At 65.3% G+C, this 13,975-nt stretch carries 9 protein-coding genes and 1 pseudogene; all 10 read left to right on the forward strand.

Annotated elements, in window-relative coordinates:
• Nucleotides 1–2: 2 nt before the first annotated feature.
• The 10 genes and pseudogenes from tssC to DIE06_RS16950 all read left to right on the forward strand — a co-directional run bounded on the left by tssC (nt 3) and on the right by DIE06_RS16950 (nt 13,941).
• The gene (gene tssC / locus DIE06_RS16905) at nt 3–1,493 is read left to right on the forward strand and encodes a type VI secretion system contractile sheath large subunit (RefSeq protein WP_039320274.1); all 1,491 of its coding nucleotides are present in this window, start codon (nt 3–5) and stop codon (nt 1,491–1,493) included.
• Nucleotides 1,494–1,563: 70 nt separating this feature from the next.
• Entirely contained in the window at nt 1,564–2,067 is a 504-nt protein-coding gene (locus DIE06_RS16910) for a type VI secretion system tube protein Hcp (protein WP_006477093.1), read from the forward strand.
• Between the two features lie 62 nt (nt 2,068–2,129).
• The gene (gene tssE / locus DIE06_RS16915) at nt 2,130–2,615 is read left to right on the forward strand and encodes a type VI secretion system baseplate subunit TssE (protein WP_046544812.1); all 486 of its coding nucleotides are present in this window, start codon (nt 2,130–2,132) and stop codon (nt 2,613–2,615) included.
• Nucleotides 2,616–2,691: 76 nt separating this feature from the next.
• Entirely contained in the window at nt 2,692–4,527 is a 1,836-nt protein-coding gene (gene tssF, locus DIE06_RS16920) for a type VI secretion system baseplate subunit TssF (RefSeq protein WP_124662387.1), read from the forward strand.
• Nucleotides 4,491–5,591 carry a type VI secretion system baseplate subunit TssG gene (gene tssG / locus DIE06_RS16925; protein ID WP_124662388.1) on the forward strand — a complete coding sequence of 367 codons (1,101 nt, stop codon included), beginning with the start codon at nt 4,491–4,493 and terminating at the stop codon, nt 5,589–5,591. Before tssF ends, tssG begins: the two co-directional genes overlap by 37 nt.
• Nucleotides 5,592–5,634: 43 nt before the next feature.
• Nucleotides 5,635–8,304, forward strand: a complete 2,670-nt coding sequence (tssH, locus tag DIE06_RS16930) for a type VI secretion system ATPase TssH (RefSeq protein ID WP_124662389.1) — start codon at nt 5,635–5,637, stop codon at nt 8,302–8,304.
• A 39-nt stretch (nt 8,305–8,343) separates the two neighbouring features.
• Entirely contained in the window at nt 8,344–9,465 is a 1,122-nt protein-coding gene (gene tssA, locus DIE06_RS16935) for a type VI secretion system protein TssA (protein WP_124662390.1), read from the forward strand.
• Nucleotides 9,466–9,536: 71 nt separating this feature from the next.
• Entirely contained in the window at nt 9,537–12,098 is a 2,562-nt protein-coding gene (locus tag DIE06_RS16940; protein ID WP_124662391.1) for a type VI secretion system Vgr family protein, read from the forward strand.
• Nucleotides 12,098–13,120 carry a DUF4123 domain-containing protein gene (locus DIE06_RS16945; protein ID WP_124662392.1) on the forward strand — a complete coding sequence of 341 codons (1,023 nt, stop codon included), beginning with the start codon at nt 12,098–12,100 and terminating at the stop codon, nt 13,118–13,120. Before DIE06_RS16940 ends, DIE06_RS16945 begins: the two co-directional genes overlap by 1 nt.
• Before the next feature lie 4 nt (nt 13,121–13,124).
• Nucleotides 13,125–13,941 (forward strand): annotated as a pseudogene (locus tag DIE06_RS16950) (DUF3304 domain-containing protein).
• The last annotated feature ends 34 nt before the right edge of the window (nt 13,942–13,975 follow it).

The following is a 13,975-nucleotide window of genomic DNA, read 5'->3' on the forward strand; positions in this document are numbered from 1 at the left end:
AGATGAACCAGCAAACGGCTGCGGCCCAAGCGAGCGGCGCGGAATACGCCGCCGGGACTTCGCTGCTCGACGACATCGTCGAGAAGAGCAAGGTCGCGAAATCCGATTCCGAGCATGCGCGCGCGAAGGACCTGATCGGCGAGCTCGTGCACCAGGTGCTCGATGGCACGGTGATCGTGTCGGACAACCTGTCCGCGACGATCGACGCGCGCGTCGCGGAACTCGACCGCCTGATCTCCACGCAACTGTCCGCGGTGATGCACGCGCCGGAATTCCAGCGCCTCGAAAGCACGTGGCGCGGGATGGACTACCTGGTCAAGGAAAGCAACACCGGCCAGACGATCAAGATCAAGGCGCTGCACGCACCGAAGCGCGACCTCGTGCGCGACTTCAAGGGCGCGAGCGAGTTCGACCAGAGCGCGCTGTTCAAAAAGGTCTACGAAGAAGAGTTCGGCACGTTCGGCGGCTCGCCGTTCGGCGCGCTGATCGGCGATTACGAGATCTCGCGTCAGCCGGAAGACATGTACTTCATCGAGCAGATGTCGCACGTCGCAGCGGCCGCGCACGCGCCGTTCATCGCGTCGGCATCGCCGGAACTGCTCGGCCTCGAGTCGTTCTCCGACCTCGGCAAGCCGCGCGATCTCGGCAAGGTGTTCGACACGGTCGAATACGCGAAGTGGAAGTCGTTCCGCGATGCCGAGGATTCGCGCTACGTCGGCCTCACGCTGCCGCGCTTCCTCGGCCGCCTGCCGTTCAATCCGAAGGACGGCCAGACCGCGGAGAACTTCAACTTCGTCGAGGACGTCGACGGCACCGAGCACGACAAGTACCTGTGGTGCAACGCAGCGTGGGCCTTCGCGGCACGCCTGACGGCCGCGTTCGACGACTTCGGCTGGTGCGCGGCGATTCGCGGCGTCGAAGGCGGCGGCCTCGTCGAGGACCTGCCGACCCACACGTTCAAGACCGACGACGGTGAAGTCGCGCTGAAGTGCCCGACCGAAATCGCGATCACCGATCGCCGCGAGAAGGAGCTGAGCGACCTCGGCTTCATCCCGCTCGTTCATTGCAAGAACTCGGATTACGCTGCGTTCTTCGCCGCGCAATCGGTGCAGAAACCGAAAAAATACAGCACCGACAGCGCGAATGCGAACGCCGTCCTGTCCGCCCAGCTTCAGTACATCTTCTCGGTATCGCGCGTCGCGCACTACCTGAAGGCGATGATGCGGGACAAGATCGGCAGCTTCGCATCGGCGCAGAACGTGGAGACTTTCCTCAACCGGTGGATTTCGCAGTACGTCCTGCTCGACGACAACGCGTCACAGGAACAAAAGGCGCAATTCCCGCTGCGCGAGGCATCCATACAAGTGTCGGAGATTCCGGGCAAGCCGGGCTCGTATCGTTCGGTCGCGTTCCTGCGCCCGCACTTTCAGCTCGACGAACTCTCGATTTCTCTGCGACTTGTCGCTGATCTGCCCAAACCGGCAAATTCATAAGCGAGTAAATCGCCCGGGCGGGCCGCCTGGGTAGGACGTTAAAACCACCTCTTTGGGGAGTCGAAGGGCCATGTTACATATGCACTTGCAGTTTGGTAGTCCGGCGGTGAAGGGCGAATCCGCGGACAAGGACCACCAGGGCTGGATCGAACTGAAATCATGGGATCACTCGATCGTTCAGCCGCGTTCGGCAACCGCATCGACCGCTGGCGGTCACACGATGACGCGTTGCGAACACGGCGACATGATCTTCACGAAGGAAATCGATTCGTCGAGCCCGCTGCTGTACCAACACGCTTCGGGCGGCACCACGTTCGACGAGGTGACGGTCCATTTCTCGCGCGCTGACGGTGAAGGCAAGCGCGTGCAGTATCTGGAAGTCAAGCTCAAGTACGTGATCATCTCGAGCATCGCCCCGAGCGTTCGCGAAGAAGGTCTGCCGCTCGAGACGTTCTCGCTGAAGTACGCAGCCGTGCAGTGGAAGCAAACCCAGCAGAAGATCGGCGGCAACCAGGGCGGCAACACGCAAGGCGCCTGGAGTCTGACGAAGAACGACAAGACCTACGCGGTCTAAGGTCGGTTGCGGCAACGGGGCGCACGGCGTCCCGTTGCCGTTTTCGCTGTGCATACCGGCCGATGAAACGATTCGAACCCAGTTTTCTCGACAAGCTGTTCGACGACGAACCGCACCTGCCGGCCTCGGCAGCGATGCGGCAATTGTCGCTGGACGAGCTCAAGAGCACGGTCGCCCGCGACGTCGAGGCGATTCTCAATACCCGTATCGCGCACACCGAGAACGAGCTGGCCACGCTGCCGGAGTGCCAGAAGTCGGTGCTGACCTACGGGCTGAACGATTTCGCGGGGCTGAGCCTCGCCAGTCACTATGATCGCGCGTTCATCTGCAAGTCGATCCAGCAGGCAATCGCGCGCCACGAGCCGCGCCTGCAGCAGGTGCAGGTGACGTTCGAGCTGAACGAGCAGGCCACCAACGCGCTCTACTTCGCGATCCAGGCGCTGCTCGTCGTGCACCCGGCCGAGGAGCCGGTGAGTTTCGACGCGATGCTGCAGCCCTCGACGCTGCAGTATTCGGTCACGCGCGCACGCGCCGCAAGAATGCAGTAAATCAAGCCGCCGAGCGGGCCGGACCGCCCGGTGGCGGATCAGGTCCGGCAGGAAATATTGAGGTTCGGGGTCGTCGATGGATGAATTGCTGCCGTATTACGAGCGCGAATTATCGTTTTTGCGGCGCTATTCGCGAGATTTCGCCGAGCGCTATCCGAAGATCGCCGCGCGGCTCGCGTTGTCCGGCGAGCACTGCGAGGATCCGCACGTCGAGCGGATGATCGAGTCGTTCGCGCTGCTCGGCGCGCGAATCAACAAGAAGCTCGACGACGATTACCCGGAATTCACCGAAGCGCTGCTGGAAGTGCTGTATCCGCACTACCTGCGGCCGTTCCCGTCGTGCTCGATCGCGCAGTTCACGCCGGCTTCGCCCGGCCAGCAGACCGAACCGGTCGTGATCGACCGCGGCACCGAGCTGAAGAGCCGTCCGATCCGCGGCGTGCAGTGCCGGTTCCGCACCGCATACGACGTGACGCTCGCGCCGATCCGCATCTCGGAGGCGCGCTACACGCCGGTCGCGCTCGCGCCGAGCGCGACGGTGCTGCCGTCCAACGCGACGGGCGTGATCTCGATCACGTTCGAATCGCTCGCCGCGCAGCTCGATCTCGGTGCACTGAAGCTGCCGACGCTGCGCGCGCACCTGCATGGCGAACAGTCGTTCGTCGCCGCGCTGACCGACTGCCTGTTCGTCAACGTGCTCGGTGCGTATGTCGAGCCCGAGCGCAACGGCCGCTGGACGGCGCTGCGCAAGCTGCCGATCGCGCACGCCGGCTTCGACGAGGACGACGCGCTGATCGACTACCCGGCGAAGTCGCACCCTGCCTATCGCCTGCTCACCGAATACTTCGCGTTCCCCGACAAGTTCGATTTCGTCGATTTCGACCTCGCGGCGATCGCGCGCGCGACCGGCCGTTGCCAGCGCGCGACGCTGCACCTCGTGCTGCAGGACGTGCGCAGCGATTCGCACGTCGCGCGGCTGCTCGAACTGCTGACGGCGAGCCATTTCCGGCTGTTCTGCACGCCGATCGTCAACCTGTTCCGCCAGCACGGCGAGCCGATCCGCATCACGCACCGCGCGGTGTCCTACCCGGTGATCGCCGAGGCGCGGCGCGCGTTCGCGTACGAGGTGTATTCGATCGATTCGGTGAAGCTCGTCAGGCAGCAGGCGCACGAGGAGTCGGTGATCGAGTTCCGGCCGTTCTATTCGCTGCATCACGGCGAATCGGCGCGGATCGGTCACTACTGGTTCGCGCGCCGCAACGATTGGGTCGCGCAGAAAAGCCCCGGCTACGAGACCGAGATCTCGATCGTCGACATCGACTTCGAGCCGACGTCACCGCAAACCGACACACTGAGCCTCGACCTCACCTGCACGAACCGCGACCTGCCGTCGATGCTCGCGTTCGGTCTCGAAGGCGGCGACCTGTTCCAGGAAGGCGGCGCGCAGACGAGCGGCATCTCGCTGCTGCGGCGCCCGACGCAGAGCTTGCGCTTCGAGCGCGGCCGCGCCGCGCACTGGCGGCTCGTGTCGCACCTCGCGCTGAATCACGTGTCGCTGGTCGCGCACGGGCTCGCGCCGCTCAAGGAAATGCTGACGCTGTACGACCTGCGGCGCACCGCCGTGTCGATGCGCCAGATCGACGGCCTCGCTGGCGTCGAGCAGCGCGGCGCCGTGCAGTGGCTGCCCGGCAAGCCGTTCGCGACCTTCGTGCGCGGCATCGAGATCCGCCTGACGATCGACGCGGAACACTTCGTCGGCGCGAGCCTCGCGTCGTTCGTGCGCGTGCTCGACAGCTTCTTCGGTCTGTATGTCCATCTCAACAGTTTCGTTCAACTAGTCGTGGTGTCGAAGCGCACCGGCGAGGAGATCATCCGATGCAAGCCCCGCACCGGCGAATCGATCCTGGCGTAGTCGACACGCTGCTCGACGAGCCGCACCGCTTCGAGTTCTTCCAGGCGGTGCGCGTGCTCGAAGGGCTGTTCGCGCGACAGGCGTCCGATGCGCCCGGCGCCTGGCGGCAGGGCGACGTCGTCGCGCAGCGCATCGAATTCCGCAACACGCTGTCGCTCGGCTTTCCGCCGAGCGAGATTGAAGGCGCCCGCTCGTTCGACGGCGACGGCACGCTGCTCGACTCGGGCGCGGATCGCGGCGCCGCGCTCGCGGCCGGCGAACTCGGTCACGTCGAGCTGACGCCCGCGTTCTTCGGGCTGCTCGGCGGGCAGGGCGCGCTGCCGCTGCACTACACCGAGCAGATCGTCGCGCGCGAGCATCTGAAGCGCGACCACGCAGCGCGTGCGTTCTTCGACGTGTTCTCGAACCGCGCGACTGCGCTGTTCTACGCGGCGTGGAAGAAATACCGGCTGCCGTTCCACTACGAACTCGACCGCGACGAGCGCTACCTGCCGCTCCTGCTCGCGATCGCCGGCGTGCCGAGCGACGAGGTGCGCGACAGCCTCGCGGCCGGCGCGGGCGGCGTGCTCGACGAGGCCGTCGCCGGCTACGCGCTCGCCGCGCGGCACCGGCCGATGTCGGCCGCCTACCTGCAGCGCACGCTGTCCGATTACTTCCGCGTGCCGGTGAAGATCGACCAGTTCGTCGGCAAGTGGTACGACGTGCCGCCCGACCAGCTGAGCGTGCTCGGCGAGGTCAACGCGGTGCTCGGCGCGACGGCGCTCGTCGGCGAACGGGTGTGGCAGCGCGACATGCGCGCGCGGATCGTCGTCGGCCCGCTGTCCAAGCGCGATTACGAGGCGTTCCTGCCGGGCGGCGCGCAGGCCATCGCGCTCGAGCGGATGCTGACGCTGCTCGCCGGCGTCACGCTCGAATACGAGGTGAAGCTCGTGCTGAAACGCACCGAGGTCGGCGCGAGCGTGCTCGGCGCGGGCTCGCGGCTCGGCTGGGACGCATTCCTCTGCACGCGCGACGCGATAGAGGACCGCTCCGACGCCCGCTATGAACTGCACGTGATTCACTGATTCCGAACGACAACAACACGCAATCGAACCTGAGATCGACGCCATGAGCACGCCTCTGAAGACCCTGATCACGAAACTGAACCCGCTGTGCCGGCACGCGACAGAGCGTGCGGCGAGCGCGTGCCTGGCGCGCGGCCATTACGAGGTCGATCTGGAGCATCTGTTCCTCGCGCTGCTCGACGAAGCGACGGGCGACCTGCCGCTCGCGTTGCGCGCGAGCCGCGTCGATCCGCATGCGCTGCGTGCCGATCTCGAGCGCGAACTCACGCGGCTGAAGACGGGCAACACGCGCACGCCGGTGTTCTCCGTGCACCTGATCGCGCTGTTCGAGCAGGCGTGGCTGATCGCGTCGCTCGATTCGCAGCTCGGCCGCATTCGCTCGGGGCACCTGTTGCTCGCGCTGCTGACCGCGCCCGATCTCGCGCAGTTCGCGCAGCGCATGTCGTCGCAGTTCGCGGAAATGAACGTGACGGACCTGAAGCACAAGTTCGACGAGATCATGGCCGGCTCGAGCGAGGCCGAGCCGCGCCAGGCGGATGCGGAAGGCGACGACGTCGCGCCGGCCGCCCATGGCGCCACGCCCGCGGCCGGTCCGTCGAAGACGCCCGCGCTCGACACCTACACGACCAACCTCACGCAGCGCGCGCGCGACGGCAAGATCGACCCGGTGATCGGCCGCGAAGCCGAGATCCGCCAGGCGATCGACATCCTGATGCGCCGCCGCCAGAACAATCCGATCATGACCGGCGAGGCCGGCGTCGGCAAGACGGCGGTCGTCGAGGGCCTCGCGCTGCGGATCGCCGCCGACGACGTGCCGCCGCCGTTGCGCGGCGTCGCGCTGCACGTGCTCGACATGGGCCTGCTGCAGGCCGGCGCGAGCGTGAAGGGCGAGTTCGAGAACCGCCTGAAAAGCGTGATCGACGAGGTGAAGAAGAGCGCGCATCCGATCATCCTGTTCATCGACGAGGCGCACACGATCATCGGCGCTGGCGGCCAGGCCGGCCAGAACGACGCGGCGAACCTGCTGAAGCCGGCGCTCGCGCGCGGCGAGCTGCGCACGATCGCCGCGACGACGTGGAGCGAATACAAGAAGTACTTCGAGAAGGATGCGGCGCTCGCGCGGCGTTTCCAGGTCGTGAAGGTCGAGGAGCCGAGCGAGCCGCTCGCGGCCGCGATGCTGCGCGGGATGTCCGGGCTGATGGAGAAGCACTTCAACGTGCGGATTCTCGACGATGCGATCACCGAGGCCGTGCGCCTGTCGCATCGCTACATCAGCGGCCGCCAGCTGCCGGACAAGGCGATCAGCGTGCTCGACACCGCGTGCGCGAAGGTCGCGCTCGCGCACAGCGCGACGCCGGCGGCGATCGACGACACGAAGAAGCGCATCGAGCGCATCGATGCGGAAATCGCGTCGCTGGAGCGCGAAGCGGCGGGCGGCGCGGCGCACGACGAGCGCCTGGGCGAGCTGCGCGGCGCGCGCGACACGGCGCTCGCGCAATTGGCCGAGGACGAGGCGCGCTATGAGGCCGAGCGCGTGATCGTCGCCGAGATCACCGAACTGCGCGACACGCTCGACAAGGCGCGCGGCCCGTCGGAAGACGGCGAGCCGGTCGACGTGCCTGCCACGCGCGAGAAGCTGGCCGAACGCGTCGCGGCGCTGCACGCGCTGCAGGGCGGCGAGCCGATGGTGCCGCTGCAGGTGGATGGCCACGTCGTCGCCGAGATCGTCGCCGCGTGGACCGGCATCCCGCTTGGCAGGATGGTGAAGGACGAAATCGACACCGTGCTGAACCTGCAGCCGCTGCTGACCGCGCGCGTGATCGGCCAGGACCATGCGCTCGACGCGATCGCGCAGCGCGTGCGCACGGCGACCGCGAACCTCGAGGATCCGAACAAGCCGCGCGGCGTGTTCATGTTCGTCGGACCGTCGGGCGTCGGCAAGACCGAGACGGCGCTCGCGCTGGCCGACATCCTGTACGGCGGCGAGCGCAAGATGGTCACGATCAACATGAGCGAGTACCAGGAAGCGCACAGCGTGTCGGGCCTGAAGGGTTCGCCGCCGGGCTACGTCGGCTACGGCGAGGGCGGCGTGCTGACCGAGGCCGTGCGCCGCAACCCGTATTCCGTCGTGCTGCTCGACGAGGTCGAGAAGGCGCACCCGGACGTGCTCGAGATGTTCTTCCAGGTGTTCGACAAGGGAACGATGGACGACGCCGAAGGGCGCGAGATCGATTTCCGCAACACGTTGATCATCCTGACGTCGAACGTCGGGTCGGCCGCGGTGATGCAGGCGTGCCTGAACAAGCCGGCCGAGGCGCTGCCCGATCCGGACGCGCTCGCCGAGGCGCTGCGCCCGCAGTTGTACAAGACGTTCAAGCCGGCCTTCCTCGGCCGGATGAAGGTCGTGCCGTACTACCCGATCTCCGACGACGTGCTGGCCGAGATCATCGAGCTGAAGCTCGAACGGATCCGCCGTCGCATCGATGCGAACCACAAGGCCGCGTTCGAGTGGGACGAATCGCTCGTCGAGGCGGTGCTCGCGCGCTGCACCGAGGTCGATTCGGGCGCCCGCAACGTCGACCATATCCTGAACGGCACGCTGCTGCCGGAGATCGCGGGCCATGTGCTCGGCCGGATCGCCGACGGCGCGGCGATCGCGCGCATCGCGGTGCGCGCGGACGAGGCCGGCGAATTCGCGTACACCGTCGAATGAGCGCGGCCGCGCAACATGCATTGATGAACTGACCGAACCATGCCGATCAATCTCCCCGAGCTGCTGACGCCGATCAGCGAAGCGTCGCCCAGCGGCGACGACCTGCTGTTCTCGAACGAATTCGACGCGATCCAGGACGCGCGGCGCTATGACGATCCGACGCTCGACCAGGGCGAGTGGGTGACCGAGATCAAGGAGGCCGACTGGGGCTTCGTCGTCGATCGCGCGGCCGAGCTGCTGCGCACGCGCACCAAGGACCTGCGGCTCGCCGTGTGGCTGACCGAGGCGCTCGCGCTGGAGGACGGCATCACCGGCCTCACCGAAGGCTATGCGCTGCTGGAAGGCCTGTGCCGTGACTACTGGGACACCGTGCATCCGCTGCCTGAAGGCGACGACGTCGAATACCGGCTCGGCAACGTCGCGTGGCTGTCCGGGCGCACGGCCGAACTGCTGCGCGGCATTCCGGTGACGGAGGGCGCGTCGAACGCGTTCACCACGCTCGACTGGGAAGTCGCGCAGCATGTGGCGCAGGCCGTGAAGCGCGATCCCGAACACGCGGACGACATCGCGCGCGGCAAGCCGTCGGTCGAGCAGGTCGACGCATCGCGGCGCGTAACGTCGATCGCGTTCTACACGGCGCTGCTCGCGAACCTGAAGGCGTTCGAGATTTCGCTCGACGCGTTCGAGGAGCGGCTCGTCGAACGCGCGGGCGATTCGGCGCCGAGCTTCCGGCAGGCGCGCGATGCGTTCGAGACCGTGTACCGGCTCGCCGAACGCTTTGCGCGCGAGCAGGGCTATACGGGCAGCGCGCCGCATGCGCCGTCGGCACAACAGGCGCAGCCCGAGCGCATCGAGCCGAGCTTCGGCGATGCGTTCCATACCGAGGAGACCCATGTGCAGCCGCAGACCGCTCCGCGTCCGCCGGTGACGCAAATGATCGCCGGCATCCAGAACCGTGCGCAGGCCGTCGACCAGTTGCGTGCGGTCGCGCGTTATTTCCGCCAGACCGAGCCGCACAGCCCGGTTGCGTATCTCGCGGACAAGGCGGCCGAATGGGCCGACATGCCGCTGCACAAGTGGCTCGAAAGCGTCGTGAAGGACGACGGGTCGCTGTCGCATATCCGCGAGCTGCTCGGGGTGAGGCCCGACGAGCAGTCGTGAGCGATGGTGTATTGAATTGACCTGAGAGCGCGGACCCGTCGGGTTCGAGATGAAGAGAAGAAGGGTGACGCATGAACGTGACCGAACTGGCACAGGCGATCCGCGGCGGCCTGATTCAGCAGGATCGCCTGCTGAAAACGGACATCCCGTCGCTGCCGAACAATGCGCTTGTGCCGCGCCGGGCCGTGGCCCATTCCGAGCTCGGCCGCGACTTCAGCGTGGTACTCGACCTCGTGTCGACCGCGAGCGACGTCGAGCTCAAGACGCTGATCGCGCAGCCGATCACGCTGTGGATCCAGCAGGCGGACAGGTCGTACCTGCCGATCAATGGCTATATTCACACGGCGCGGCGGCTCGGCGCCGATGGCAGCCTGTCGAGTTACCAACTGCGCTTCGCGTCGTGGATGCATTTCCTCAAGTTCCGCAGCGACATGCGGTACTGGCAGGATCAGCCGGTCGACGCGATCCTCGCCGATGTGTTCGATACGCATCCGCAGGCCAGGGGCCGGTACCAGTTCGCGTTGTCGAAGGCGCTGCCGTCCCGGTCGTACTGCCGCCAGAGCGAAACCGACTGGAACTTCGTGCATCGGCTGATGGAAGACGAAGGGCTGTTCGGATTCTGGCGGCACGGCGAAGACGGGAAGTCGCATACGTTCGTCATCACCGACGACCTGCATGCGATCGACGCACTGTCGCCGAATACCGTTACGTTCGACCATTCGGGCAGCGGCACCGAAACCGCCGGTTTCACGCAATGGGCCGCGTCGCGGACGTTGCAAAGCACGCTGCATACGACGCGCACGTTCGACTACAAGTCGCCGTCGTCGGCGGGCAATCCGAACGGCACGTCGCTGCCGACGAAGGCCGGCCAGGGCGACCTGCCGGGCCAGGCGGAGATCTACGAATACACCGGCGCGTACACGTATTCCGGCCAGGACCGCGGCGAACACCTGTCGAAGATTCGCCTCGAGGAATGGGAGTCGCGTGCGAAGCGTTTCTTCGGTGTGGGCGGCGTGCGCGCGATCGATGCAGGCCGTCGCTTCACGCTGGTCGGCCATCCCGAGCACGATCGCGATGCGGCGAGCGACCGCGAGTTCGCGGCCATCGGCGTCACGCGTTACATCGAGAACAATCTGCCGGTCTCGGACCACGAAGCGAATTTCCCGCATAGCCTGCAGGACCAACTGGCGCAGGTGAAAGCCGGTCACGGGAAAGCGGCTGCCTTCGAGGTCGGGCATGACGACGGCTCGGCCGGGTTTTATCTCGTCGAGGTCGAGGCACAGCGCGCGAGCGTGTCGTATCGCAGCCCGTTCGAGCACCGCAAGCCGGTGATGCAGCTCGAGACGGCGATCGTCGTCGGGCCGAAGGGCGAAGAGGTTTATACGGACGAGCTGAACCGGATCAAGGTCATGTTCGTGTGGGACCGGCAGAGCGAAGGCCGCGAGACGGCGTCGTGCTGGATGCGCGTCGTGCAGTCGGATACCGGCGGCGGTTACGGCGGCGTGCATATTCCGCGCGTCGGCGAGGAAGTGCTGGTCGGCTATATCGGCGGCGACTGTGATCGGCCGATCGTCATGCATCGCGTCTACAACGGTGCCACCAAGCCGCAATGGCATAGCGACGGGATCCTGTCGGGCTTTCGGTCGAAGGAATATGCGGGATCGGGGCACAACGAGATGGTGCTCGACGACGCGACCGGGCAGAACCGCGCGCGACTGTTCAGCAGCAGCGCGAGTTCGCTGCTTCATCTCGGCTACCTGATCGAGCAGAACGGCAATACGCGCGGTGCGTATCTCGGCTCCGGTTTCGATTTACGCACGGATGCGTACGGTGCGATGCGTGCCGGGCAGGGTCTGTATGTGACGACGCATCCGAAACAGGCGAACAGTCAGCCGCTCGAGGTGAGCGAAGCGAAGCAGCAGCTTGCCAATGCGGAAGGGTTGATCGAGTCGATGTCGCAGGTCAGCGAGATGCATCAGGCGGAGAGTCTCGGCACCGGCCGCGATGCGCTGAAGCAATTCACCGATGCGACGCAGACGAGCGTGACGGGCGCGCCTGCGGGCGGCGGCAGGACTGCAGGCGGCGGGACGGGCAACGCGAACGCGTTCAAGGAGCCGGTGATGCTGTTCGCGAGCCCGGCGGGGATCGGGGTGGCGTCGCAGCAGTCGGTGCATCTGGCAAGCGATCAGCAGACCAATATCGTCAGCGGGCAAAGCACGTTCATTACCAGCGGGAAGTCGCTGATCGCGGGTATTCGCGATCGTATCAGCCTGTTCGCGCAAAATGCCGGGATGAAGCTGTTCGCCGCAAAGGGCAAGGTGGAAGTCCAGGCGCATGCGGACAACATCGAACTCACCGCGCAGAAGACCGTGAAGCTGGTGGCAGCGACCGAGGTCGTCGATGTGGCTGCGAAGCAGGAGATCCTGCTCACGTCGGGTGGCGCCTATATCCGGATCAAGGGCGGCAACATCGAGATTCACGCGCCGGGGAAGATCGATTTCAAGGGAGCGCAGCACCAGTTCAGCGGGCCGACGAGCATGCAGTATCCGTTGCCCGCGATGCCGGGCGGCACGTGCAAGCAATGCGTGCTGAATGCGCATAGCGGTCGCGAATCGATGGTCGAGGCGGATTGATGGACGACATCAACGATACTGGCGATGCCACCGAGATGGCCGTCGATGTGCCCAATCCACGTGAGCCTGAATGGCCGGCATTCGTGGAGACGCTGAAGGCGTCGCTGGCGCGCAATACAGACGACGGCCGCGCGCAGCGGTTGTACGTGCTCGTCGACACGCGCGGCTATCAGGAGCTGGACACGCAGCTTGCAGCCGTGCGCGGCCTGCGCCACGCGTCGCTCTGGACCGATACCGATCTGGATGCCTATACGGATATCGCGCCATATCTGATCGTGTTCGATCGCCAGGCGCTCGACGACGAGGATGCCGAGCAGTATCACCTGCTGCGTCAGTTGTGGCTGGACGCGGTCGATCTGCATGCGGTGACGTGGCTGTGCTCGACGTGGTCGTTCGACGCGCTCGATGCGCATCTGCGCCAGTACGTGAAGTACACGCTGCCGAACGGTCGCGCGTACTACCTGTTTTTCTTCGACAACTACGTATTGGGGCGACTTCGACTGACGTGGAGCGATACGCAGGCGCAGCAGTTCGTCGCCCCGTTCGGCGAGATCCGGTATCGCGACCGGCGGCTCGATGAAGTCGTGTGGCGCAATGATGTGCCGGCGATCGAAGGGGCTATGCCGGCGGGCGATGCGCCGGGGCTGAACGAGCAGCAACATGCGCAGCTGATCGAGCTCGGGTATCCGGACAAACTCGTGCTGAAGTTTCGGGAGACGATGGGGGCGATGGTCGACCACTTGTCCGATGCGGAGTTGCATGACCAAGTCGTCGAGCAACTCGATCGCGCAGCCGCGCATGGGATTGCCAATGAAGCGGGATTACAGTGCTACGTGATGACGGGCGTGCTGGTCTCGCCGCGGTTCGACGAGCATCCGGCGGTCCAGGTGTGCCTCGGAGCCGTGGCTCATGGGGGCACGACGCTCAATGACGCGTTGGCTACGATCGACGACGCGACATGGGATGTGATTCGCGATGCGGACGAGCAAGCGTTGCCCGAGGTGCGTAGTGCCGTGGCGTAGGTCCATGCTAGCGGTGGGCCTGCTTGTGGTCGCTTTGAGTTTGAGTGCCTGTGGCAAGTCGGAGCCGACCTATAGCGGGATTTCCATGATGGGCTGGAACTATATGCCGTACAACATGAGCGGTTTCACCATTACCGACGCGTATGGGAACAGAGCGAGTGGTGGTGGCGATGATCCTCCGGGTGCGGGTGGCGGGAGCCTGACGTGTTGCTACAAACTCAAGGGAACAGAATTTACGGTCAGGTGGGAGTACTACGATGTCGACCAATGGCACAAAGGGGACGAGCAGACGTTCCGTGCCGAGGCGAAGGTATCGATGCCGCCGCCCCAGTCGCCGGACAATGTGGGTTCCCGGATTTTTGAGGTGCATTTCTTTCCGGACCGGCATGTCGAGTTCCAGTTTCCGGGCCAGATGCATCGATGATGCGCGCCTGCCGATTGTCGATGTCGTGAGATGGGTGAAGCGGTATCAAGGGCAACTGGACAAGCGATACGACGAGCGCGAGGACCAGCAGTTTCGTCGTGTCGCCCGGATCGTGGCGTCTGCGTGGTTGAAATATCGTCTGACCGATCGTGACGATCCGGAGCAGTACGCGTACTTCGCTTTGTTGGTCAACGGTCGATTCGATACGCATTCCGAAATTCAGCGTCTCCTGCAGACGGTTGCCGGTAAGCCGGGTATGTTCGCGAAGTCGATGCAGTCTCTGCCGAAGAACGTGAAGTCGGTGCTGGCAACTGATAGCTTCGAGCCAGTGGTTATCCCGGTCATTCCTGATGGATTGTTGCCGCCTCTGCGTGTGCCGGAGGTGCGGCATGGTTGAATCGGGTGCGTTCGATCAGGAGCGCGCAGTCGCC

This window comes from Burkholderia sp. Bp8998 (assembly GCF_003854235.1).
Lineage (GTDB): Bacteria > Pseudomonadota > Gammaproteobacteria > Burkholderiales > Burkholderiaceae > Burkholderia.

Bases quoted from the DNA above. Each gene is read 5' to 3' on its own strand.
- DIE06_RS16945 (WP_124662392.1), top strand. From the start codon at position 12,098: ATGGACGACATCAACGATACTGGCGATGCCACCGAGATGGCCGTCGAT.
- tssC (WP_039320274.1), top strand. From the start codon at position 3: ATGAACCAGCAAACGGCTGCGGCCCAAGCGAGCGGCGCGGAATACGCC.
- tssH (WP_124662389.1), top strand. From the start codon at position 5,635: ATGAGCACGCCTCTGAAGACCCTGATCACGAAACTGAACCCGCTGTGC.
- tssE (WP_046544812.1), top strand. From the start codon at position 2,130: ATGAAACGATTCGAACCCAGTTTTCTCGACAAGCTGTTCGACGACGAA.
- tssF (WP_124662387.1), top strand. From the start codon at position 2,692: ATGGATGAATTGCTGCCGTATTACGAGCGCGAATTATCGTTTTTGCGG.
- DIE06_RS16910 (WP_006477093.1), top strand. From the start codon at position 1,564: ATGTTACATATGCACTTGCAGTTTGGTAGTCCGGCGGTGAAGGGCGAA.
- DIE06_RS16940 (WP_124662391.1), top strand. From the start codon at position 9,537: ATGAACGTGACCGAACTGGCACAGGCGATCCGCGGCGGCCTGATTCAG.
- tssA (WP_124662390.1), top strand. From the start codon at position 8,344: ATGCCGATCAATCTCCCCGAGCTGCTGACGCCGATCAGCGAAGCGTCG.
- tssG (WP_124662388.1), top strand. From the start codon at position 4,491: ATGCAAGCCCCGCACCGGCGAATCGATCCTGGCGTAGTCGACACGCTG.